We start from the raw sequence: 21,250 nt of genomic DNA, 5'->3' as shown, positions 1-21,250 counted from the left end.
GCTCTAAGGTGGCTGGCATGGCTTACGACGTCGCCCGGGTGCGCGGACTGCATCCGTCGCTGGGTGACGGGTGGGTGCACTTCGACGCACCGACCGGGATGCTGATCCCCGATTCCGTCGCGACCACGGTCTCCACGGCGTTCCGCCGGTCCAGCGCCACCGCGGTGGGTGCGCACCCGTCGGCGCAGCGCAGCGCCGCGATCCTGGAGGCCGCGCGGGCCGCGGTGGCCGACCTCTTCAACGTCGACCCGGCGGGGGTGGTGCTCGGCGCCGACCGCGCGATCCTGTTGTCGGCGCTGGCCGAGACGTCGTCCTCGCGGGCCGGGCTGGGCTACGAGGTGATCGTCAGCCGCCTCGACGACGAAGCGAACATCGCCCCGTGGCTGCGGGCGGCGCACCGCTACGGCGCCAAGGTGAAGTGGGCCGAGATCGACATCGAGACCGGCGAGCTGCCGACCTGGCAGTGGGAGGGCTTGATCGGCAAGTCGACCCGGCTGGTGGCCGTCTCATCGGCGTCCGCGGCGCTGGGCACGGTCACCGACCTGCGGGCGATGACCAAGCTGGTGCACGACGTCGGCGGGTTGGTGGTCGTCGACCATTCCGCCGCCGCGCCCTACCGCCTGCTCGACGTGAAGGAAACCGATGCCGACGTGGTGGCGGTGAACGCGCTGGCGTGGGGCGGCCCGCCGATCGGCGCGGTGGTGTTCCGCGACCCGGCGCTGCTCAACTCGTTCGGCTCGATATCGACGGACCCCAAGGACACCGGGGCGGCGCGCCTCGAGATCGGTGCGCACCAATTCGGTCTGCTGGCCGGCGTGGTCGCCAGCATCGAGTATCTGGCGGCGCTCGACGAGTCGGCCCGCGGCAGCAGGCGCGAACGCCTCTCGGTGTCGATGCAGTCGGCCGGCCTGTACATGAACCGGATCTTCGACTATCTGATGGTGTCGTTGCGGTCGTTGCCCCTGGTGATGGTCATCGGACGGCCGGAGGTGCGCATACCCGTCGTCAGTTTCGCGTTGAACGGGGTACCCGCCGAGCGGGTGGTGCAGCGGTTGGCCGACAACGGGATCCTCGCCGTCACGTGCGAGAACTCCCGCGCCCTGGACGTGCTGGGCGTCAACGACGTCGGCGGCGCGGTGACCGTCGGGCTGGCGCACTACTCGACGACGGCGGAGGTCGACCAGTTGGTGCGCGCGCTGGCGTCTTTGGGCTGACGGCCGCTCCCCTTTCGCCGAACGTGACGTCACGGCGGCGAAACCCGCGGAACGTCACCCTCAGTTCACGCTCGGCGGCCTAGACGGTCAGCACGACCTTTCCGGTCACCTTGCTCGACGTCAGCTGTTGGTGTGCCTCGCCGGCCTTTCGGATGGGCAGGCGGGCGCCGATGATGGGCCGGACGCGGCCCTCGGCGATCATCGGCCACACCGACCCGATCACCGCCTGCACGATCTCCGTCTTGCTGTTGGGCCCGGTGACCGGGCGCGCCCGCAGGGTGGTGCCGATGACGCGGGCGCGCTTCATCAGCAGCTTGGCGATGTTGAGCTCACCCTTGATGCCGCCCTGCATCCCGATGATGACCAGCTGCCCGTCGACGGCCAGGGCGTCGAGGTTGCGGTCCAGGTAGGCGGCGCCCATGATGTCGAAAATCACGTCGGCGCCGCCGCTTTCCCGCAGCCGCTCGACGAAATCCTCGTCGCGGTAGTTGATGGTGATCTCGGCGCCGAGCTCGCGGCAGAACTCCAGCTTCTCGGCCGAACCGGCCGTGACGGCCACCCGCGCACCCAGCGCGCGGGCGACCTGAATCGCGTGGGTCCCGATGCCGCTGGCGCCGCCGTGCATCAGCAGCAGCTGGCCCTTGCCCAGGTGGGCGGTCAGGACCAGGTTGGACCACACCGTGCAGGCCACCTCCGGCAGCCCGGCCGCGTCGACGAGGTCGACACCGGAGGGAATCGGCATCACCTGACCCGCGGGCACGGCGACGTACTCGGCGTATCCGCCACCGGCCAGCAGCGCGCAAACCTCTTGTCCCGCTTGCCAACCCGTGACGCCGTCACCGGTTTCGGCGATCACGCCGGACACCTCCATGCCGATGATTTCGCTGGCGCCCGGCGGCGGGGGGTACTTGCCGGCGGCCTGCAGCACGTCGGCGCGGTTCACGCCCGCCGCGGCGACCTTGATCAGCACCTCGCCCGGGCCGGCGGACGCGTCCGGCACCTCCTGCCAGGAAAGCTGGTCGGGGGATTCGGCGACGATTGCGCGCATGGTGGCCACGCTACCGAGTCCCGCTACCCTAATCAGCGGTGGCGTGGCAGAGCGGCCTAATGCACTCGCCTTGAAAGCGAGAGACGGCTAACACCGTCCGGGGGTTCAAATCCCTCCGCCACCGCTGGTGTCGGGTGCCCACTCGTCGGGGGCAAACGCTAGTAGCTGCGGTCGCCCTCGCTGTCGTCGAAGAAGCGCCATTCGCCGTCGGCTTCGACCTCCATGCGCCAGCCCAGTTCGTTGCCCTCGACCGCCTCATCGGCGAACCACGCGTGCGCCTTGTCGGCGCTTTCGATGTCCTTGGTCGCGACGACGTCGCCCTTCGGGTTGAGCACTCGGTAGGTAGCCATGGCGGCAGTGTTCCCACCCGAGGGCGCCCTCAACCGGCGGGGATCTCCGCGGTGATCTTGTCCAGCAGGGCGGTGTAGCGCTTGGCTTCCGGATCGCGGCCGGGTTTGCCGCTGCTCACCACGCCGGCCGCCAGGCCGCGCGCCGGGTCGGCCCAGATCGCGATGTTGACCAGGCCGAGGTTGCCGAAGGCGTGCGGCGCGTGGCGCCCGAACGGCCCCCACCGGTCGGTGCCCAGGATGAAGCCGGTGCCCCACCGCGCGGGTTGCAGCCCGACGGCGAAATCCGGTCGCAGCCGGCGGCATTCCTTGACCGCGCCGTACATCGTCTCGGGGCTGACCACCCGCACCCCGTCGAGAGTGCCGCCGCGGCGCCAGATTTCGGCGAACCTGGACATCTCGTTGGCGGTCGACACCGTGTTGGACGACGGGATGATCGTGGTGAGGAAGAGCGGGGTGTTGGTGATGGGGATCTGCTCGTGCACCGTCCCGCCGATCGCCTTGCGGAAGATCTGCGCGACCACCGGCGGCAACGGTCGGCCGGTCGCGTGACTCGGGGCGACCAAGGGCAGGTCCTCCTTGGCGACGCCGAAGTTGGTCCACCGGAAGCCGAGCGGGTCGAGGATCTCGGTCGCCAAAATCTCGCGGATCTCCTTGCCGGTGGCGGCGTAGACGATCTCGCGAACGAGCGGACCCCAGGTGAGCGCGTGGTAGATGTGCACCAACCCCGGCCGGTACAGGGGGCGCAGCTCGCTCAGCTTCTGCTGCGCGTACTCATGGTCGTCCGCGCGTCGGACGTCCGGCTTGGGTCCGGTGGGGAAGGGCAGCCCGGCGCTGTGCGTCATGACGTGGCGGATGGTGATCCGGTCCTTGCCGTGGCTGGTGAACGTGGGGATGTAATCGCAGACGCGGTCGTCGAGCGAAAACACCCCGCGCTCGACGAGCATGTGCACCACGGTCGCCGCCATCCCCTTGGCCGCGGAGTACACGCAGAACGGCGTGTCCGGTGTGACGCGGATCTTCTCGGCGTCTGGCGGGTCGGTCGGGGCGTTGCCCCAGCCGTGGCCGATCGCCCGGTTGAGCACGACGCGCCCGTTGTGGCGGAGGCACAGCTGGATGGCGGGGTGAAAGCCGGCCGCATACCAGTGCCGCGCGGCCGCCCAGATCCGGTCGACGGCGGCGCCGTCGATCTCGGAGTGGTCTTCGTCGCCGATCGTCGTCACGGCGTCCAAGTCGGCCGGGACGCGGATTCTCCCGTCTGATGTCACCTCAGCGAGGGTACGTGTCGGCGGCTCACTCGCCGGTGAACTGCGGCGGGCGCTTCTCGAATGTCGCCGCGATGCCCTCGGTCAGGTCCTTGGACGGTAGGAAGGCCGCGTTCCAGGCGGCGACGTAGCGCAGGCTCTCCGACACGGCCGCGGCACGCTGCTGGTCGAGGACGTCCTTGACGCCGTGGACGGTCAGCGGCGGGTTGGCGGCGATCTCGGCGGCGGTGGCGTGCGCGGCGGCCAGCGTGGCGTCAGCGTCGGCGTACACGTCGTTGACCAGGCCGATCTTCTCCGCGCGGGCCGCGTCGATGTCCTTGCCGGTCAGCGCCAGCTCGCGCAGGTGGCCGTCGCCCAGGATCATCGGCAGGCGGGCCAGGCTGCCCACGTCGGCGACGATGGCGAGCTTGACCTCGCGCACCGAGAATTTGGCGTCGGCGCTGGCGTAGCGGATGTCGACCGCCGAGATGAGGTCGACGCCGCCGCCGATGCACCAGCCATGCACCGACGCGATGGTCGGGGTGCGGCAGTCCGCGACCGCGGTGATCGCGCCCTGCATCCGTTTGACCTCGCGGTGGAACACCGCGCGGGGGCCGGCCAGCGCGTCCCCGGACAGCAGCGGGGTGAACGACCCACCCATCGTGGGCACGTCCAGGCCGTAGCTGAAGTTCTTGCCCGAACCGGTCAGCACGATCGCCCGCACCTCGGGGTCGGCGTCCAGCGCCGCGAACAGCTCCGGCATCTCCGACCAGAACGCCGGGCCCATCGCGTTGCCCTTGCCCGGCCCGATCAGCGTCACCTGGGCGACGTGATCTTTCGTTTCCACCGTGACGGATTCGTATGCTTGCGCCATATCGAGACCGTAGCGTGGCAAATATGGCTCCTGATTTGCGGCCCGGCCCGCATTCCCCGCCCACCGACGAACTGCACAGCGCCGAGGACACCCTCGGGGTGCTGCAGCGGGTGCTGCACACCATCGCCGCCGACGACCTGTCCCGCCAGACGCCGTGCGCGGAGTTCGACGTGGCGCAGTTGACCGATCACCTGTTGAAGTCGATCACCGCGCTGGGCGGCATGGTCGGCGCGGAGATCCCCGAAGCCGACGACGGTGATTCGGTGGAACGGCGGGTGGTCGCGGCGGCCCGGCCCGCGCTGGACGCCTGGCATCGGCACGGCCTGGACGGGTCGGTGCCGTTCGGCAAAGGGGAGATGCCCGCCAAGGGCGCGTGCGGCGTCCTGTCGATCGAATTCCTGGTCCACGCTTGGGATTACGCCGCCGCGGTGGGACACGAGGTGAACGCGCCCGAGCCGCTGTCCGAGTACGTGCTGGGGCTGGCCCGCAACATCATCCGGCCCGAGTTCCGCGGTGGCGCCGGCTTCGACGACCCGGTCGACGTGCCCGAGGACGCCGGCGCGCTCGAGCGGTTGGTCGCCTTCACCGGCCGCGACCCGGCGCGGTAATTCGGGCCGGTGTGCGGCCATCACGCCCATATCGCGCGCCCATCGCGCCCATCGCGTGTCCATCGCGTGTGCGATGAGGGCTTTGGGAGTGCGCTCACGGCGCATTTCGGCCCGGATCCCCGCCCTGGCTACACACTCAAAGCCGTAGACGCACGCTGGTCGAGCTGCTACACCCGCTCCAGGTAGAAGTAGTAATACCGGCCGTTATCCCGGACGCCCTTGCCGTTCATGATGCCCATCACGGCGTCGTCGTCGATCTTCTTGAAGTGGTCGTGCACGGGCTGGCCGTCATAGACCATCGTCGCGGTGACCTCGCCGCGGAACTCTTCCAGCCACAGGCTGGCCTCGCCCTTGCCCATCTCGACGTTGGAGAACTTGTTGCCGTCGGCGTCGAGGCAGACCAGCGGCTGCACGTCGCGGACCGATTTGAAGGTCTTGCCGAACCAGCCGGCCTTCTCCAGCTGACCGTTCATCCGGTGGCCGGTGCGGAACTCGCCGCCCTTCCACTCGCCGAGCATGCCCTCGATGGTCGCGGGCTCGAGCCCCGCCCAGAAGTCGTCGAGTTCGGCGTCGGGAATGTCGCCGTCACGCTCCTTGAACTCGGTGAACAGTTTGCGCGCCAAGTTCAACGGACGACTCCTTACGGTTCGGTGCGGGAAATCCAGTCGCAGGCGAATTGCAGCAGCGCGTCATTCTCCTCCACCGCACCGATGGTGACGCGCACCCCCTCGCCGGCGAACGGTCGCACCACCAGCCGCGCGTTGGCGGCCTGCTCGGTGAAGTCCTCGGTCCGGGCGCCCAGCGGCAGCCAGACGAAGTTGGCCTGCGACGGCGGCAGGGTGAACCCGGCGCCGCGCAGCTCGGCGGTGACCCGGGTCCGCTCGGCGACCAGCGCGTCGGTGCGGGCCATCAGTTCGCCGGACGCCTCCAGCGAGGCGATCGCGGCCGCCTGCGCGACGTTCGTCACCGCGAACGGCATGACGACCTTGTCGAGTGCGGTGATCAGGTCGGGGTGGCTGACCGCATACCCGACGCGCAGGCCCGCCAGTCCGTAGGCCTTCGAAAAGGTCCGCAGCACAACGACATTGCTGCGGTTGAGGGCCAGATCGAGGCTGTTGGGCAGCATGCCGTCGCGGATGTATTCGACGTAGGCCTCGTCGATGGCGATCAGGATGTGCGGCGGCACGGCCTCGACGAAACGCCTCAGGGCTTCGGGATCGACCACCGTCGACGTCGGATTGTTCGGGTTGCAGACGAAGATCAGCCGGGTGCGGTCGGTGATCGCGGCGAGCATGGCGTCGAGGTCGTGGGTGTGGTCGGTCAACGGCACTTTGACCGCGGTGGCGCCGGACACCTGGACGATGGGCAGGTAGCACTCGAAGCTGCGCCAGCCCATCATCACCTCGTCGCCGGCGGATGCGGTGATTTGCACCAGCTGCTGGCACAGGGTGACGGAACCGCTACCGACTGCGATGTGTTCGGGGGCGACGTCGGGGCCCAGGTGCATGGCCAGCGCCGCCTTGAGGTCGACGCTGGCGTTGTCCGGGTAGCGGTTGACGACGGCAACGGCACGCTCGATCGCCGCATGCACGCTGGGCAGCGGGCCGTGCACGGTCTCGTTGCTGGCCAGTTTGATGGAGCCCGGCACGTTCTTGCCGGGCACATACACTGGCAATCCGGCCAGTTCGGGACGCAGGCGGGCGGTCACTTCGACAGTTTATGTCGCGAATGTGTACAGTATGGCCGGTTCCGCGAGACCGGACCGGGGTCGGGTACCCTCGAAAAGTCCAAAAGGGAGGCGTGCCAGAGCGGCCGAATGGGGCTCACTGCTAATGAGTTGTCCCCCTCAAAGGGGACCGGAGGTTCAAATCCTCTCGCCTCCGCTGACTCCAGTTGGAGGAGCACAACGTAAGACAACTGAACGACCGGCGCCCGTAGCTCAACGGATAGAGCATCTGACTACGGATCAGAAGGTTAGGGGTTCGAATCCCTTCGGGCGCGCTCTAATCGCCGTGGCCGCTTCACATCCCGGTTGATCCCCGGCCGAAAACCGTTGTGTACCAACCTTGCCGGCGACGGCCGAGGATCCCTACCGTCCCCCGAACGGGCCCCCGAACGGCCCGCGGCGCGGGGGAACCGTCACGGTTTGGGTGACGGTGCTGGTCTCGGTGCTCGGTGAGGCCGTGACGGTGCTCGGCGGCTCCGTCGTGGTGGGGGTCGGGGTGTCGGTGCTGGGGGTGTCCGTGCTCGGCGGGGGGACCGTCTCGGTGACGGTCTCGGTCGGCGCCGGCGCCCCACCGCCGCCGTGGTGCCGGGACGGTTGCGAAGTCGTGGTGGCCACCGTGGTGGACGGAACGGTGGTGGTGGTGGTCGTTGTCGTCGCCGCCGGGCCGTGGGCGGGCGAACCGGTCGCGAGTTTGACCACCGCGAACACCAGCGCGGCGAGCACGATCACCCCGAGCGCGCCGGCCGCGACCAGCGCCGCCGGACGGCGGTACAACGGGGTGGGCGGCTCCGGCTCGGGCGCCGGCTCGTCGTAGTACCCGCCATACGCGGCTTGGGTCGGCTCGGAGTAGTAGTCGGGTTCCTCGGGGTAAGGCACGAACGCAGATGTTAGTGGATCAGGCCGCGCCGTCGATGAGGCGCAGCGCCCGCTCGAACAGGTGCACCGTGGCCGCGTGCAGCTGATCGCCGACCTCTTTTTCGGCCTTCCCCGCGCAGGCCCGCGCCAGCGTCCCCTCGATCACGATGCCCAGCTTGAAGCAGGCCAGCACGGTGTACCAGGTGATGTGGGACAGGTCGCGGGTGGTGTTGGCGGCGTAGCGTTCGAACAGCTCGTCGGTGCTGGCCAGCCCGTCCTGACCGCCCAGGGCGTGGCTGAACACGCTGGAGCCGTCGGGCTGGCGCCAGGTGGCCAACAGCCAGCCCAGGTCCAGCAGCGGGTCGCCGATGGTGCACATTTCCCAGTCGACGATCGCGACCACGTCCGGCCCGGTGCGGGAGAACATCACGTTGGCGGCGTGGTAGTCGCCGTGCATGATGCCGGGTGTCCAGGTTGTCGGCCGGTGGCGGTCCAGCCAGCTCGAGACCTCCTCGATGCCCGGGATGTCGGGCCCGGGGTAGCCGTCGTACTCGCTGTAGGAGTCCAGCTCCGAAAGCCAGCGCGGCACCTGGCGTTCCAGAAAGCCCTCCGGCTTGCCGAAGTCGGCGAGACCGACCGCCACATGGTCGACCGCGCCCAGCTTGGCCAGCGCGTCGGCCATCGAGAGGCCCATGCCGTGCCGCACACTTCGATCGCCGGCATGCAACGGCGGCAGCCCCTCGCCGGCGTTGAACCCGTCGACCGGGTCCATCAGGTAGAAGACGGCGTCGCCCAGCAGGCCGGGGTCCTCGCACGCCGCGATCAGATGCGGGTGCGGCACATCGGAGCCGGCCAGTGCGGCAAGGACTTTCGTTTCCCGCAGGATGACGCTGTTGCTCCGCGGGCGCAGGTGCCGCGGCCCGCGCCGCAGCACGTAGGGCCGGCCGGCCCGGGTGAACCGCAGCATGACGTTCTGGGTGCCGCCGGTGACGGCGGAAACATCCTGAATCGGGCCCGCGCCGAGCCCCCGCTGGGACATCCACGTCGCTACGGCGTCGAGGTCGACCCCGGCCACGGCCAGTTCGTGCGGCGTGCGCGTCATCGCGGCGCTCCCTTCGGCAACCTGTGGGCCCACTGGGAAAGAGCGTAAGTCACCGCCTGAACGCGGCCGGGGGTGGCGGAGGCTGGAACAATAGTGTGCGGAACTAACTGACTCTCGGGCCTGGAAGGGACTGGCGATGCCGCGTACCGACAACGACTCCTGGGACATCACCCAAAGCGTGGGGGCCACCGCATTGGGCGTCGCCGCGGCGCGGGCAGCCGAGACGGCGAGCGAGGATCCCCTGATCAACGATCCCTTCGCGCGGGTGTTCGTGGACGCCGCGGGCGAGGGCATGTGGAGCATCTACGCGGATCCCGCGGCGCTGGCCAAGGCGGTGGAGCTGGAGCCGGAAGTGGGGTCGCGGATCCAGCTGATGATCGACTTCATGGCCACGCGCACAGCGTTTTTCGACGAGTTTTTCCTGGGCGCGGCGGACGCCGGCGTCCGCCAGGTGGTCATCCTGGCCGCCGGCCTGGACGCGCGGACCTGGCGATTGCCCTGGCCGGACGGCACGGTTGTCTACGAGCTGGACCAGCCCAAGGTGCTGGAGTTCAAGTCCAACACGCTGCGCGAGCACGGCGCCGAACCCAAGGCGCAACTGGTGAACGTCGCCATCGATCTGCGGCAGGACTGGCCAACGGCGTTGCGGGAGGCCGGGTTTGACCCGTCGGGGCCGGCGGCCTGGTCGGCGGAGGGCCTGGTTCGTTACCTGCCCGCGCAGGCCCAGGACTTGCTGTTCGAGCGCGTCCACTCGCTGAGCGCGCAGGGCAGTTGGCTCGCCTCCAACGTGCCCGGTGAGGGTTTCACCGACCCCGACGTCGTCCGGCGCCAGCGCGAGGACATGCAGCGCATGCGTGCCGCGGCGGCCAAGTTGGTCGACGCCGAGATCACCGATTTCGACGACCTCTGGTACGCGGAGGAGCGCACGCCGGTCGACGGCTGGCTTCGCGAACGGGGCTGGGACGTCGCCACGGCGACGTTTTCGGAGTTGATGGCTCGCTACGGCCGACGCGTACCGCAGGGATCCGAGCACGCGATGCCCCCCACGCTGTATGTCTCCGCGCAGCGCCGCGGCTAGCGCGGACGACACTCAAACGCCCACGCGCGCATGGCCGCTACCCTCACCGGTGTGGCTGATCGACCGGCACGAGTGCGCGACGTGCACGAGATCGCCGCGTCGATGCCGCACGTGCAGCGTCTCGAGGGCCCGAAGGGCAACGCGATCTATCAGGTGGGCGGCAAGTCTTTCGTCTTCTTCCGCACGCCGCAGCCCGATGCCACCGATCCCGACACCGGCGAACGATATGCCGACGTGATCATGCTCTGGGTGGAGTCCGAGAGCGACAAGCTGGCGTTGATCCAGGACCCCGCGTCACCGTTCTTCAGCACCGACCACTTCGACGGGCATCCCTCGGTGCTGGTGCGGGCCGCCCGGCTCGGCGAAATCGGCAGGACGGAACTGGCCGAGCTCATCCAGGACGCGTGGCTTTCGCGAGCCTCCAAGCGGCGGGCCGCGGCGTGGCTCGCCGAGCACGCCTGATCCCAGCGGGCTCCGCTGGGGCACTGCCGAATTCATCCCGGGCCATGTTTAGACGCAAGTCGAATGGGTAACTACCGTCCACGAGAAATTTTTCTCGTCCACATTGGAGGTCACCATGCGTGGCAGCGGAATCATCGGCACCATTGCCTTGGTATGGCTGCTGATCGGGGTTTTTGCGGCATGGCAACGCGATTACTTCAAGGGTGACTCAACCAGTTGTGTCACGGCTGGAAACATCGCGTTGACCGTGGTCGCGGGCCCTTTGAATTACGCGGGCGTCAACCCGAAAGTCAAGGATTGCCATGTCCCGCAGCCCAGCTCGATGCCCAGCAGCATAGAACCCCTCACATTAAGGAAAGTGTCATGATTGTCCTCGGTGCGATCCTGTTAATTCTCGGATTTGTTTTCGGTATCCATTTGCTGTGGGTACTCGGTATCGTCTTGCTCGTTATCGGGGCCATCTTGTGGATTATGGGCTCCGTCGGGCGTCCGGTCGCCGGCCGGCGCTACTGGTATTAGCCACCTCGCCGGGAAAACGGGATCGCGCGACTGCCGGGCAGTCGCGCGATCCCGTTCACAGGCAGCGCAAAGGTAAGCCATAGCCACGGCTCAGCGCGGTGCGCATACTGGAACGTGTGACACAGCCGCGAGCATCCGTCGAGCGGGTTGTCATGTGTCGCGCCGACGGCAATCCGATCAACGTTCTGGTGGTGGACGACGAGTCCGTCCTGGCCGAGATGGTGTCGATGGCGCTGCGGTACGAGGGCTGGAACATCGCCACGGCCAGTGACGGGTCATCGGCGATCGCCGCGGCCCGCGCCCAGCGCCCGGATGTGGTCGTCCTCGACGTGATGCTGCCCGACATGAGCGGGCTCGACGTCCTGCACAAGCTGCGCGAGGAGAACCCCCAGCTGCCGGTGCTCCTGCTGACGGCCAAGGATGCCGTCGAAGACCGCATCGCCGGGTTGACCGCGGGCGGCGACGACTATGTCACCAAACCGTTCAGCATCGAAGAGGTGGTGCTGCGGCTGCGGGCGCTGCTGCGGCGCACCGGCGTGACGACGGTGGACAGCGGCGCGCAACTGGTGGTCGGCGACCTGGTGCTCGACGAGGACAGTCACGAGGTCACCCGCGCGGGCGAGCCGATCGCGTTGACCTCCACCGAATTCGAGTTGCTGCGCTTCATGATGCGCAATTCCAAGCGGGTGCTGAGCAAGGCCCAGATCCTCGACCGGGTGTGGAGCTATGACTTCGGCGGCCGGTCCAACATCGTCGAGCTGTACATCTCGTACCTGCGCAAGAAGATCGACAACGGCCGCGAGCCCATGATCCACACGCTGCGCGGCGCGGGCTATGTCCTCAAGCCGGCCCGCTAGGAGCGATCGCAAGCCCGGCGAAGCCGGGCGCCGCGGGTCGCGACCGTTGGCTAGGAGCGATCGCAAGCCCGGCGAAGCCGGGCGCCGCGGGGTGCGACCGTTGGCCAGCTCGCGCCGGGCCTGGTCGCTGCGCTTGCGGCTGCTGGTCGGGCAGATCGTCGTGCTGGCCATCGTGTGCGTCGGCATCACCGCGGTGACCGAGCTGGCGCTGAACCATCACCTGGTGAAGCAGCTCGACGGCCAACTCGCCGGCACGTCGTTCCGCTCGGCACTGATGTATCCCGAACCGAACCGGCCGCGGCGCGACCACTCCTACTATCAGCGGCCCGGCCCGGGCCCCCGATTCCTGGACGCCCCCGGTCAGCCGGCCGGCATGGTCGCCGCGGTGATCAACCACGGCAAGACGGTCGATGCCGGCTACCTCACCAGCAGTGGGACCCGGGCCGCGCTGACCTCAACCGCCCAGACCCAACTGGAACAGATCGCCGACAGCCGCGCGCCCGTGACCCTGAACCTGGACGGCCTCGGCCGTTACCGGGTGGTCGCGGCCCCGAGCCGAAACGGCGGCGACACCATCGTCACCGGCCTGTCGATGTCGAATGTCGACGCCACCCTGATCCGGATGCTGATCATCTTCGCGATCGTCACCGTGATAGCGCTGGCGGCCGCGACCATCGCCGGGGTGATCATCATCCGGCGGGCGCTGGCGCCGCTGCGTCGCGTCGCGCAGACCGCGAGCAACGTGGCCGACCTGCCGCTGGACCGCGGCGAGGTCCAGCTGCCGGTCCGGGTCCGCGAATCCGACGCGAACCCGGCCACCGAAGTGGGCCAGCTCGGATCGGCCCTCAACCGGATGCTTGACCACATCGCGGCCGCGCTGTCGGCGCGGCAGGCGAGCGAGACCCGGGTGCGCCAGTTCGTCGCCGACGCCAGTCACGAACTGCGCACGCCGCTGGCCGCGATCCGCGGCTACACCGAACTCACCCAGCGCATGGACCGCGAAGGCGGGGACCGGGAGGCAATAGCCCACGCCATGAGCCGGGTGGCCTCCGAGACCGAACGGATGACGCGCCTGGTCGAGGACCTGCTGCTATTGGCCCGCCTGGATTCCGGCCGGCCGCTGGAGCGCGAACCGGTCGATTTGTCGCGGCTGGCGGTCGACGCGGTCAACGACGCGCACGTCGCCGGAGGAGACCATCAGTGGGAGCTCGACCTGCCCGAAGAGCCCGTGATCGTCACGGGTGATGGCGCCCGGCTGCACCAGGTGCTGACCAACCTGCTCGCCAACGCCCGCCTGCACACCGGCGCGGGCACGGTCGTGACCACGCGGTTGACCACCGAGCCGGCACACACCGTGCTGCAGGTCATCGATAACGGACCCGGCATCCCGGCGGCGTTGCAGTCCGAAGTGTTCGAGCGGTTCGCCCGCGGAGACACCTCGCGTTCGCGCAAGGGCGGCAGCACCGGACTGGGTCTGGCGATCGTGTCCGCTGTGGTCAAGGCGCACGACGGCACGATCGCGGTGAAAAGTTCACCCGGCCATACCGAGTTCACGGTGCGGTTGCCACTGAACGGGTGGCAACCGCCCGCGAGCTCAGCTAGCTAGAGCAGTTGACGTCGATTTCGAACGGCTTGTTCACCGGTTGCATCGGGTTGGCCATGTCGACCCCGGTGGCTGTGCCGGTGATCTTGTAGCTGTTGCCGTTCTTTTCGGCGGAGGCGTTGCCCTGGCCGGTCCCGGAGGTGTAGCCGAGCGTCACGCCGTTGACATTGCCCAGCCCAACCGATTTCACCTGGGGCGGATTGGCGTCGGTGAGCACGGCGGCGATTCCGGTCGCCGCACCGCCGATCGCGATGTTCACGTTGCCGCCTGCGGTCGTGCACACGACCGAGCCGCTCACGTTCTGGTCCTTGCCGTCGATGAGGACCTTGGTTCCGCTGGCAGCGCCCGCCGAGGTGTTGATGGCCGAACTAGTGCCCGAACCGCCCGAACTCGACTTGTTGCTGGAACAGCCGGAAATACCGGCGGCTAGAACTGCCGCTCCAACCGCCGCGACCATCAGTCCACGCTTCACGTGATCTCCTTCGCCCGAAAGTTGCGACCCTCGGCATTGAGGGCCGTCTGGGCAGTATGCGGGTTAACTGGACTCAATATCTAGGGTTCGAGGTAATTGTTTGCATGTTCATTGGTCGGTTGCCAATGAACGCTGTGCGGAATGGCCGCGCAATGGCAATGTATTGGCGTGGAACACAAACGCCCCACCGCGGTCATCGAGGCGGCACACGGCGCGCACGCGCTGCCATTCGATGACGACGCGGACTTCGACAACGCCGATCGTGGCTTCATCGCCGCCCTGTCGCCGTGCGTCATCAAGGCCGCCGACGGACGGGTGGTCTGCGACAACGACGCGTACTCCTTCCTCGGCGGCCCCGCTCCGACGTCGGTGCACCCCAGCCTGTGGCGGCAGTCGACGCTGGCCGCGAAACAAGGCCTCTACGAAGTGATTCCGGGCATCTACCAGGTCCGTGGGCTCGACATCTCCAACGTCACGTTCGTCGAAACGGACACCGGCATCATCGTTATCGACCCGCTGGTCTCCACCGAGGTCGCGGCCGCCGCCCTCGGCCTGTACCGCACGCACCGCGGCGGCGACCGCCCCGTCGTCGCGGTGATCTACACGCACAGCCATGTCGACCATTTCGGCGGCGTCCTGGGCGTCACCTCGCAGGCGGAGGTCGACTCCGGTGCGGTGGCCGTGCTGGCGCCGGACGGTTTCGTCGAGCACGCCGTGCAGGAGAACGTCTACGCCGGCCCGGCCATGACGCGCCGAGCGACCTACATGTACGGCTCCCTGCTGCCGCGCGGCCCGATGGGCCAGGTGGGCTGCGGGCTGGGCCAGGCCCCGTCCACCGGCGAGGTGGCGATCATCGTCCCGACCATCGACATCCGCGAGACCGGCGAGAAGCACACCATCGACGGCGTGGAGATCGAATTCCAGATGGCGCCCGGCACCGAGGCCCCGGCCGAAATGCATTTCTACTTCCCGGCTTTCCGCGCGCTGTGCATGGCCGAAAACGCCACGCACAACCTGCACAACCTGCTGACGCTGCGCGGCGCGCTGGTGCGCGACCCGCACGCCTGGTCCGGCTACCTCACCGAGGCGATCGACACCTTCGCCGACCGCGCCGACGTGGTGTTCGCCTCGCACCACTGGCCGACCTGGGGCCGGGACAGCATCGTCGAGTTTCTATCCCTGCAACGCGACATGTACGCCTATCTGCACGACCAGACGCTGCGACTGCTCAATAGGGGCTACACCGGTGTTGAGATCGCGGAGATGTTCCGGATGCCGCCCGCGCTCGAACGCGCCTGGCACACCCACGGTTATTACGGGTCGGTCAGCCACAACGTGAAGGCGGTCTACCAGCGCTACATGGGCTGGTTCGACGGCAACCCGGGCCGGTTGTGGCCGCATCCGCCGGAGGCTCTCGCGCCGCGTTACGTCGAGGCGATGGGTGGAATCGACCGGGTAGTGGGCCTGGCTCAGGCGGCGTACGACGCCGGCGACTTTCGTTGGGCGGCAACGCTGCTGGATCACGCGACCTTCGCCGACGACGGGCACGCCGGTGCCCGCGAGCTGTACGCCGACACGCTCGAACAGCTGGCCTACGGCGCGGAGAACGCGACCTGGCGCAACTTCTTCCTCAGCGGCGCAACCGAATTGCGAAGCGGCAACTTCGGCACCGCGGCTCAGGTCGCCTCGCCCACGATGCTGTCCCAGTTGACACCGGAGCAGATCTTCGACAGCCTCGCGATCCGGGTCGACGGGCCGAGAAGCTGGGATCTCGATGTCGCGATCGATATCGCCTTCGCGGATCTGGACGTCAACTACCGGCTCACCCTGCGCAACGGGGTGCTGGTGTACCGCAGGGCGGCGGCCGATCCGGCGACGGCCACCGTTACGGTCAAGCTGGACAGCAAGTCTCGGATCCTGACGGCGGCGCTGGGCGACTTCGCCTCGCCCGGCCTGCAGATATCGGGCGACCAGGACGCGCTGCGGGCCTTCTTGGGGGTGCTGGACCAGCCGGACCCGAGCTTCAACATCGTCACGCCGTGACGTCGATGACGACCTTGCCCATCACTTTGCGGTCGGCCACATGCCGCAGCGCGGCGGCGGTGTCGGACAACGGGAATCGCGCCCCGATGTACGGCCGGATCGTTCCGGCGGCGAACATCTCCGACAATTCCCGCATGTCGCGGACGGCCTCGTCGGGGTGGTCTGTCATGAAGGTGCGGATCTCCATGCCGCGCACGCAGATGTCTTTGAGCAGAACGAGGTTCAGCGGGATGGCCGGTATCGTCCCGGCCGCGTAGCCCAGCGTGACGAAGGTGCCGCCGCGCGCCAGCGCGCGCAGCGCCGGCTCCGCGTACGGCCCGCCCACCGGGTCGATGACCACCCTGGCGGCGTCGCCGGTGAGCTCGCGGATGCGTGACTTCAAGTCCTCCCGGTCGTAGTCGACGGTCGCCTCGGCGCCGCGTTGGCGGCAGAGTTCGAGTTTGTCGGCGTTCGACGCCGCGGCGAGCACCCGCGCTTTCAGGGCGACGGCCAGGTCGACGGCGGCCAGCCCCACGCCGCCCGCCGCGCCCAGCACGACCACCCAATCCCCTTGCGCCACCGCGGCGGTCGAGCGCAACGCGTGATACGCGGTGCGGTAGGTGACGCCGAAGGCGGCCGCCGAGGCGAAGTCGGCGTCGTCGGGGACGAGCGTCGCCTGGCTCGCGTCCAGCAACGCCTGCTCGGCGAACGCCCCGAAAGTGGTTCCGGCCACGCGCTGCCCTGGGCGAAACGGCGCGCCGTCGCCGGCGGCAATCACCTCACCGGCGATCTCGTTGCCCGGGATGAACGGCGGCGGGATCTTGACCTGATACTTGCCGGCGATGAACAGGACGTCGGGGAAGTTGACGGCGGCGGCGTGGACGCGCACCAACAGCTGCCCGGGACCGGCCACGGGATCGTCGACGTCCTCGAGAACCAGATCTTCCGGGGTGCCGTAGGAACGGCAGACGACCGCGCGCATCAACTGACCCCCAGGCCGCGTAGACAGAATTGCACCAGGTGTGCGATGTCGTCGGGCTTCGGCCGGTCGCCCGAGCCCACGTATCGGCGCATCGTCGCCGCCGCGCAACTGAACACGGCCTCCACGTCCCGCTCGACGTCGCTGCTGCCCAGCGCCGCAACGGGTTCGACGAGCAGATCGCGCAGCGGCCGCATCATCTCCTGATCCGCCGCCCGCCAATTCGTGCCGGCCGACATCTGCCCGGCGGCCGCGCGGCTCATGCTGATCAGGTGCGGGTCGGCCACCTGCGCGAGCGTGCCCTCGATCCAGCGCGCGACCTGGTCGCGGGGCTTCGGCTCCTTGGCCATCTGGTGCTCGAGGTAGGACACCACGATGCCCACCCCGCGTTCCATCACGGCCAGGATCAGTTCGTCCTTGCCGGCGAAATAGCGGTAGAACGCCTTGTTCGACGAGCCCGCCTCGGTGACGATGTCGCTGACCCGCGGCGGTTCGGGCGCGACGCGTTCCATGACGCGCACGGCGGCGGCCAGGATGCGCTCGACCTCCTCGGTGGCTTCGCGCTGGCGGTCGTCGAGCGCCCGCTCGACCGCCGCGGTCACCCTGCTGGTCACGGCGAATCGGGCAGCGCCGGAACCCGGTCGATGAGGTCGCCGTACTTGGACCGGGCGGCCTCGCGCCGGATGTCCAGCAGCTCGCTCGGCCATTCGGCGTCCTCGGCCTCGTACCCCTTGAGCAGCAGCCGGGCCAGGTTCACCTTGTGGGCCTCGGTCGGCCCGTCGGCCAGCCCGAGCGCAACCCCGCCGAGCAGCACGTTGACCAGCGGCAGCTGGTCGGTGGTGCCGAGGGCGCCGTGCACCTGGATCGCGCGCAGCCCAATCGATTTGAGCACCTGCGACGCCAGTATCTTGCACGCGCCGATCTCGGCGCGGGCTGCGTGCTCCCCGGCGGTGTCGATCAGCCATGCCGCGTGCAGCACCGCCAACCGGAACGGCATCAACTCGGTGTAGGAGTCGGCGATGAACGCCTGCACCAGCTGCTTGTCGGCCAGTGAACTACCTTGTGTGAAGCGGCTTTTCGCGCGCCGGGCCATCATCTCCACCGCGCGTTGGGCCACCCCGATCGAGCGCATCGCGTGGTGCAGGCGCCCACCGGCGAGCCGGGTCTGCAGGATCATGAAGCCCTGCCCGGCTTCGCCCAGCAGCGCGTCCGACGGCACCCGGACCCCGTCGTAGTGCACCAGCGAGTGCCCGGGCTCGTGCGGCAGCGCGCCGACCAGGTGGTGGGTGGCCTCGATGGTCAGCCCCTCGCTACCGGCCGGCACCAGAAAGGTCGAGGCGCCGCGGTGGACGGGCACGTCCGGGTCGGTGATCGCGACGACGATGAAGAAGGACGCGACGGAGGCGTTGGAGGAGAAGTACTTTCGCCCGGTGATCACCCAGTCGTCGCCATCACGGAAGGCGCGCGTGCGGAAGACTCGCGGATCGGCCCCGCCCTGCGGCTCGGTCATCGAAAAGCACGAGAAGATCTCCCCGGACAACAGCCCGGCGAGATAGCGGTCCTTTTGTTCCTGCGTACCGAAGCGGGCGATGATCTCGGCGTTGCCCGTGTCCGGCGCCTGGGTGCCGAACACGATCGGCGCCCAGGGGCTGCGGCCCAGGATTTCGTTGATCAACGTCAGCTTCACCGCGCCGAAGCCCTGACCGCCGAGTTCGGGGCCCAAATGCGGTGCCCACAGGCCTTTGTCGCGGACCTGCTGCTTGAGCGGATCGACGATGCGCCGGCGCTCGTCGTTCAGCGGCAGGAACTCGCAACCCGGAAACAGCACCTCGAGGGGTTCCACCTCCTGGCGGACGAACTCGCGGACCCAGTCGATCTTCTCGGCAAATTCCGGTTCGGTGGAGAAGTCCCAAGACATTCGATCGCTCCTATCTGCTAGGGGATTCCGCCGTCGGCGCGCAGGATGGAGCCGGTGGTGAAACTGGACGCATCGGACGCCAAAAACAGTGCGGCGCCCACGATTTCGGCCGGCTCCCCGGCCCGCTGCAGGGCCAGGTGCGCGAACGGCTTGCCGTGGGCCGCCTCGAGGTTCCAGGCCTTGCTCACGTCGGTCAGGAACGGGCCGGCCATCAGCGTGTTGACCCGCACCGCCGGCCCGAATGCCTTCGCCAAGGCTTCGGTCATGGCGTTGAGGCCGGCCTTGGCGGCGGCATAGGGGACGATGTCGGGTGTCGGGCGCAGCGATCCGGCCGTGCTCACGTTGATGATCGACCCGCGCCCGGCCGCCACCATGCGCTCGCCAACCAGGGCCGACAACCGGAACGGGCCCTTGAGGTTGAGGTTGACCACCGCGTCGAACAGCTTCTCGGTGACGTCGGTCAGCTTGTCGTACAGCGGCGACATGCCCGCGTTGTTGATCAATACGTCGACCTTGCCGAACCGGTCATAGGTCGCCTCGACCAAGCCGTCGAGCTGGTCCCAGCGGCCCACGTGCACCTGATACGGCATGGCTGCGCGCCCGGTCTCGGCCTCGATCTCCTTGGCGGTGGCCACGCAGTTGTCCATGTTGCGGCTGGCGATCACCACGTCGGCGCCGCAGCGGGCGGCGCCGAACGCCATCTCGCGGCCCAGCCCGCGGCTGCCGCCGGTGACCAGCACCACCCGGTCGGTGAGGTCGAAAAGCCGCTCCACGTAAGCCATTTCAGTGTGCCCTCGCCAGCTCGGCCGCCGTGGCGATGAGCTGGGGGATCATCGCCCCGAAGGCGCCTTGAATCTTGGAGTCCACCTTGCCGGTTCGCACGCCGGCCGCATAGGTCTTCTCCAGCACGATGCCGAGCTTCCAATTCGCCAGCACCAGGTAATAGTCGATGTTCTCCGTCGACAGCCCGCTGATCTGCTGGTAGTGCTCGAGCAATTCGCCGCGCCTGGGCATGCCGCCCATGTCCAGATAGAACCCGTCGGCTCGGGGCTCCTCTCCGTCGTAGCCCAGCAGGCACCACGCCAGGTCCAGCAACGGGTCGCCGACGGTCGTCATCTCCCAGTCGACGATCGCGGCCAGTCGCGCCGGCTCCCCGTGCGCGAACATCACGTTGGCGAACTGGTAGTCGCCGTGCATGATGCCCGGCCGGTAATGCGCCGGGCGGTTGTTGCGCAGCCAGTCGGCGGCCTCCTCGAGCCCGGGCAGCTCGCGCACCCTGTAGGCGTCGAGGAAGGCCAGCCAGCGGTCGACCTGCCGCTCGTGGAAGCCGTCCGGACGACCGAAACCGTCCAGGCCCTGGGCCCGCCAATCCACCCGGCCCAGCTTGGCCGCGCCCTCGACGAGCTGGAAGGCCAGCCCGCGCCGGGCGGCAAGGTCGGTGTCGAACGGCGGTTGCCAGCCCCCGTCCATCGGGCTCCACCCGTCGATGGCCTGCATGACGTAGAACGGCATGCCGAGCACGGTGCCGGTGTCGTCGGCGGCGATCAGCGCCGCGTGCGGGACGTCGGTGCCGGACAGCGCGCGCACCAAGCGGATCTCGCGCAGCAGGCCGTCGATGCGGGCGGCGTCCGCGCGGGCGCCGGGCATCCGCAACACCATCCGCTCGCCGCCGCGGTCGAGCAGGTACAGCGTGTTCTGCGAGCCGCCCTTCAGCTGCTCCAGCCGCGGTGGTTCACCGTTTCCCGGGGCGCCGTTGGAGTCCAGCCAGCGGCCAAGCACACCCGCGTCCAGTTGGGTCTGACCTACCGTCGTCATCCGCACACCCCACTCTCTGTGCGGAGAATAGCATTCTCCTACGCGGACGGGCCGGATCAGCCCGGCTTGTGGGCGCTGAGCAGAAAGCCCGACGCCATGAAGTGGCCTTCGCCGTCGTGTTCCAGGTGTGGCAGCGGGTAGTCGGGCGACGCATTGCCGTAGACCTTGGTCGGCCGCAGATCGTCGACCCGCCACAGCTCCGACACGGCGTCACGCAACTCGGCTTCGGCGAAGCCGCGCGGGCCGCCCTGACTCGCGTCGCCGAGCGCGCCGGTGGCGAAGGCCAGGATGTACAGCGCCGCGCCGGGGGCGGCCGCCCGGAAGATCGACTGCAGGTAATCCTGGCGCCGTTCCGGCGGCAGCGCGTGCAGCAGCCCGCTGTCCAGGACGGTCGAGAAGCGGTCGTCATAGCCGCGGAAGTTGGTGACGTCGGCTTGGGCGAAAGTCGCTGTGGTCAGCCCCCGTTCCGCGGCCGCGGCGGCCGCGGCCTCGATGGCTGTGGCGCTG

General features: G+C 68.7%; 24 protein-coding genes and 3 tRNA genes. 12 read left to right on the top strand and 15 right to left on the bottom strand.

All coding sequences use genetic code 11. The features are described from left to right. The first annotated feature begins 17 nt into the window (after nt 1–17). On the top strand, nt 18–1,214 hold the full coding sequence (locus tag A5702_RS06865; protein WP_068219353.1) for a cysteine desulfurase-like protein: 1,197 nt from the start codon (nt 18–20) through the stop codon (nt 1,212–1,214). Between the two features lie 79 nt (nt 1,215–1,293). Here the strand turns inward: A5702_RS06865 and A5702_RS06860 are convergent, their stop codons facing one another. Beyond that, nucleotides 1,294–2,262: an NAD(P)H-quinone oxidoreductase gene (locus A5702_RS06860; protein ID WP_068219425.1), complete on the bottom strand. Its 969-nt coding sequence runs from the start codon at nt 2,260–2,262 to the stop codon at nt 1,294–1,296. 37 nt (nt 2,263–2,299) lie between these two features. On the opposite strand from A5702_RS06860, the gene A5702_RS06855 reads away from it, so the two are divergent. After that, nucleotides 2,300–2,386 (top strand) — tRNA-Ser (locus A5702_RS06855). Between the two features lie 34 nt (nt 2,387–2,420). Here the strand turns inward: A5702_RS06855 and A5702_RS06850 are convergent. The 3 genes from A5702_RS06850 to A5702_RS06840 are packed head-to-tail and all read right to left on the bottom strand — an operon-like array spanning nt 2,421 to nt 4,727. After that, nucleotides 2,421–2,612, bottom strand: coding sequence for a hypothetical protein (locus A5702_RS06850; RefSeq protein WP_055405523.1), 192 nt, complete (start codon nt 2,610–2,612; stop codon nt 2,421–2,423). Nucleotides 2,613–2,641: 29 nt separating this feature from the next. Then, nucleotides 2,642–3,877 (bottom strand): lipase LipE, encoded by a 1,236-nt coding sequence (gene lipE / locus A5702_RS06845; RefSeq protein WP_068219350.1) that lies wholly within the window; start codon nt 3,875–3,877, stop codon nt 2,642–2,644. 25 nt (nt 3,878–3,902) lie between these two features. Further along, nucleotides 3,903–4,727: a crotonase/enoyl-CoA hydratase family protein gene (locus A5702_RS06840; RefSeq protein WP_055405525.1), complete on the bottom strand. Its 825-nt coding sequence runs from the start codon at nt 4,725–4,727 to the stop codon at nt 3,903–3,905. Nucleotides 4,728–4,750: 23 nt separating this feature from the next. Between A5702_RS06840 and A5702_RS06835 the strand changes: the two genes are divergently transcribed. Further along, nucleotides 4,751–5,335, top strand: coding sequence for a TIGR03086 family metal-binding protein (locus A5702_RS06835; RefSeq protein WP_197499836.1), 585 nt, complete (start codon nt 4,751–4,753; stop codon nt 5,333–5,335). A gap of 167 nt (nt 5,336–5,502) precedes the next feature. On the opposite strand, the gene A5702_RS06830 is transcribed toward A5702_RS06835, so the two are convergent. Then, a complete protein-coding gene (locus tag A5702_RS06830; RefSeq protein ID WP_068219348.1) occupies nt 5,503–5,964 on the bottom strand; it encodes a DUF4334 domain-containing protein in 462 nt (153 codons plus the stop codon). An 11-nt stretch (nt 5,965–5,975) separates the two neighbouring features. Beyond that, entirely contained in the window at nt 5,976–7,043 is a 1,068-nt protein-coding gene (hisC, locus tag A5702_RS06825) for a histidinol-phosphate transaminase (protein WP_055405528.1), read from the bottom strand. 86 nt (nt 7,044–7,129) lie between these two features. On the opposite strand from hisC, the gene A5702_RS06820 reads away from it, so the two are divergent. Both A5702_RS06820 and A5702_RS06815 read left to right on the top strand, forming a co-directional pair. Beyond that, nucleotides 7,130–7,218, top strand: a tRNA-Ser gene (locus A5702_RS06820). A 45-nt stretch (nt 7,219–7,263) separates the two neighbouring features. Then, nucleotides 7,264–7,336: transfer RNA gene (locus A5702_RS06815), tRNA-Arg, on the top strand. Nucleotides 7,337–7,424: 88 nt separating this feature from the next. On the opposite strand, the gene A5702_RS06810 is transcribed toward A5702_RS06815, so the two are convergent. Beyond that, on the bottom strand, nt 7,425–7,937 hold the full coding sequence (locus tag A5702_RS06810) for a hypothetical protein (RefSeq protein ID WP_068219342.1): 513 nt from the start codon (nt 7,935–7,937) through the stop codon (nt 7,425–7,427). Nucleotides 7,938–7,956: 19 nt separating this feature from the next. Next, complete coding sequence (locus A5702_RS06805; RefSeq protein ID WP_369817876.1) at nt 7,957–8,955, bottom strand: phosphotransferase family protein; 999 nt, start codon at nt 8,953–8,955, stop codon at nt 7,957–7,959. Between the two features lie 199 nt (nt 8,956–9,154). On the opposite strand from A5702_RS06805, the gene A5702_RS06800 reads away from it, so the two are divergent. The 6 genes from A5702_RS06800 to A5702_RS06785 all read left to right on the top strand — a co-directional run bounded on the left by A5702_RS06800 (nt 9,155) and on the right by A5702_RS06785 (nt 13,540). Next, nucleotides 9,155–10,096 (top strand): class I SAM-dependent methyltransferase, encoded by a 942-nt coding sequence (locus A5702_RS06800; RefSeq protein ID WP_068219336.1) that lies wholly within the window; start codon nt 9,155–9,157, stop codon nt 10,094–10,096. Nucleotides 10,097–10,147: 51 nt separating this feature from the next. After that, nucleotides 10,148–10,558, top strand: a complete 411-nt coding sequence (locus tag A5702_RS06795; RefSeq protein WP_067823840.1) for an MmcQ/YjbR family DNA-binding protein — start codon at nt 10,148–10,150, stop codon at nt 10,556–10,558. Between the two features lie 103 nt (nt 10,559–10,661). Then, entirely contained in the window at nt 10,662–10,925 is a 264-nt protein-coding gene (locus A5702_RS25505; protein ID WP_082459989.1) for a hypothetical protein, read from the top strand. After that, a complete protein-coding gene (locus A5702_RS26650) occupies nt 10,922–11,077 on the top strand; it encodes a DUF6131 family protein (protein ID WP_197506511.1) in 156 nt (51 codons plus the stop codon). The genes A5702_RS25505 and A5702_RS26650 overlap by 4 nt, the downstream gene beginning before the upstream one ends. A 152-nt stretch (nt 11,078–11,229) precedes the next feature. After that, a complete protein-coding gene (gene tcrX / locus A5702_RS06790) occupies nt 11,230–11,934 on the top strand; it encodes a two-component system response regulator TcrX (RefSeq protein ID WP_055405310.1) in 705 nt (234 codons plus the stop codon). 100 nt (nt 11,935–12,034) lie between these two features. Continuing rightward, on the top strand, nt 12,035–13,540 hold the full coding sequence (locus A5702_RS06785) for a cell wall metabolism sensor histidine kinase WalK (protein WP_055405311.1): 1,506 nt from the start codon (nt 12,035–12,037) through the stop codon (nt 13,538–13,540). Here A5702_RS06785 and A5702_RS06780 read toward each other — a convergent pair. Next, complete coding sequence (locus tag A5702_RS06780) at nt 13,533–14,009, bottom strand: lipoprotein LpqH (protein WP_055405309.1); 477 nt, start codon at nt 14,007–14,009, stop codon at nt 13,533–13,535. The genes A5702_RS06785 and A5702_RS06780 overlap by 8 nt on opposite strands. 162 nt (nt 14,010–14,171) lie before the next feature. On the opposite strand from A5702_RS06780, the gene A5702_RS06775 reads away from it, so the two are divergent. Next, the gene (locus tag A5702_RS06775; RefSeq protein ID WP_197506512.1) at nt 14,172–16,052 is read left to right on the top strand and encodes an alkyl/aryl-sulfatase; all 1,881 of its coding nucleotides are present in this window, start codon (nt 14,172–14,174) and stop codon (nt 16,050–16,052) included. Here A5702_RS06775 and A5702_RS06770 read toward each other — a convergent pair. From A5702_RS06770 to A5702_RS06745, 6 genes are all read right to left on the bottom strand, one after another. After that, nucleotides 16,042–17,013, bottom strand: a complete 972-nt coding sequence (locus A5702_RS06770; protein WP_068219324.1) for an NADPH:quinone oxidoreductase family protein — start codon at nt 17,011–17,013, stop codon at nt 16,042–16,044. The two genes, A5702_RS06775 and A5702_RS06770, sit on opposite strands and share 11 nt — an antisense overlap. Then, nucleotides 17,013–17,624 carry a TetR/AcrR family transcriptional regulator gene (locus tag A5702_RS06765; RefSeq protein WP_068219322.1) on the bottom strand — a complete coding sequence of 204 codons (612 nt, stop codon included), beginning with the start codon at nt 17,622–17,624 and terminating at the stop codon, nt 17,013–17,015. The genes A5702_RS06770 and A5702_RS06765 overlap by 1 nt, the downstream gene beginning before the upstream one ends. Continuing rightward, on the bottom strand, nt 17,621–18,928 hold the full coding sequence (locus A5702_RS06760; protein WP_068219320.1) for an acyl-CoA dehydrogenase family protein: 1,308 nt from the start codon (nt 18,926–18,928) through the stop codon (nt 17,621–17,623). Before A5702_RS06760 ends, A5702_RS06765 begins: the two co-directional genes overlap by 4 nt. A 17-nt stretch (nt 18,929–18,945) precedes the next feature. Beyond that, nucleotides 18,946–19,710, bottom strand: a complete 765-nt coding sequence (locus A5702_RS06755; RefSeq protein WP_068219319.1) for an SDR family NAD(P)-dependent oxidoreductase — start codon at nt 19,708–19,710, stop codon at nt 18,946–18,948. A gap of 1 nt (nt 19,711) precedes the next feature. Then, complete coding sequence (locus A5702_RS06750; protein ID WP_068219318.1) at nt 19,712–20,743, bottom strand: phosphotransferase family protein; 1,032 nt, start codon at nt 20,741–20,743, stop codon at nt 19,712–19,714. A gap of 56 nt (nt 20,744–20,799) precedes the next feature. Further along, a partial coding sequence (locus tag A5702_RS06745; protein ID WP_068219315.1) for a class I SAM-dependent methyltransferase occupies nt 20,800–21,250 on the bottom strand: 451 nt, incomplete at its 5' end.

It is taken from the genome of Mycobacterium sp. E3339, assembly GCF_001666915.1.
Taxonomy (GTDB): Bacteria; Actinomycetota; Actinomycetes; order Mycobacteriales; family Mycobacteriaceae; genus Mycobacterium.
This window is presented reverse-complemented; position numbering and strand designations above follow the sequence as displayed.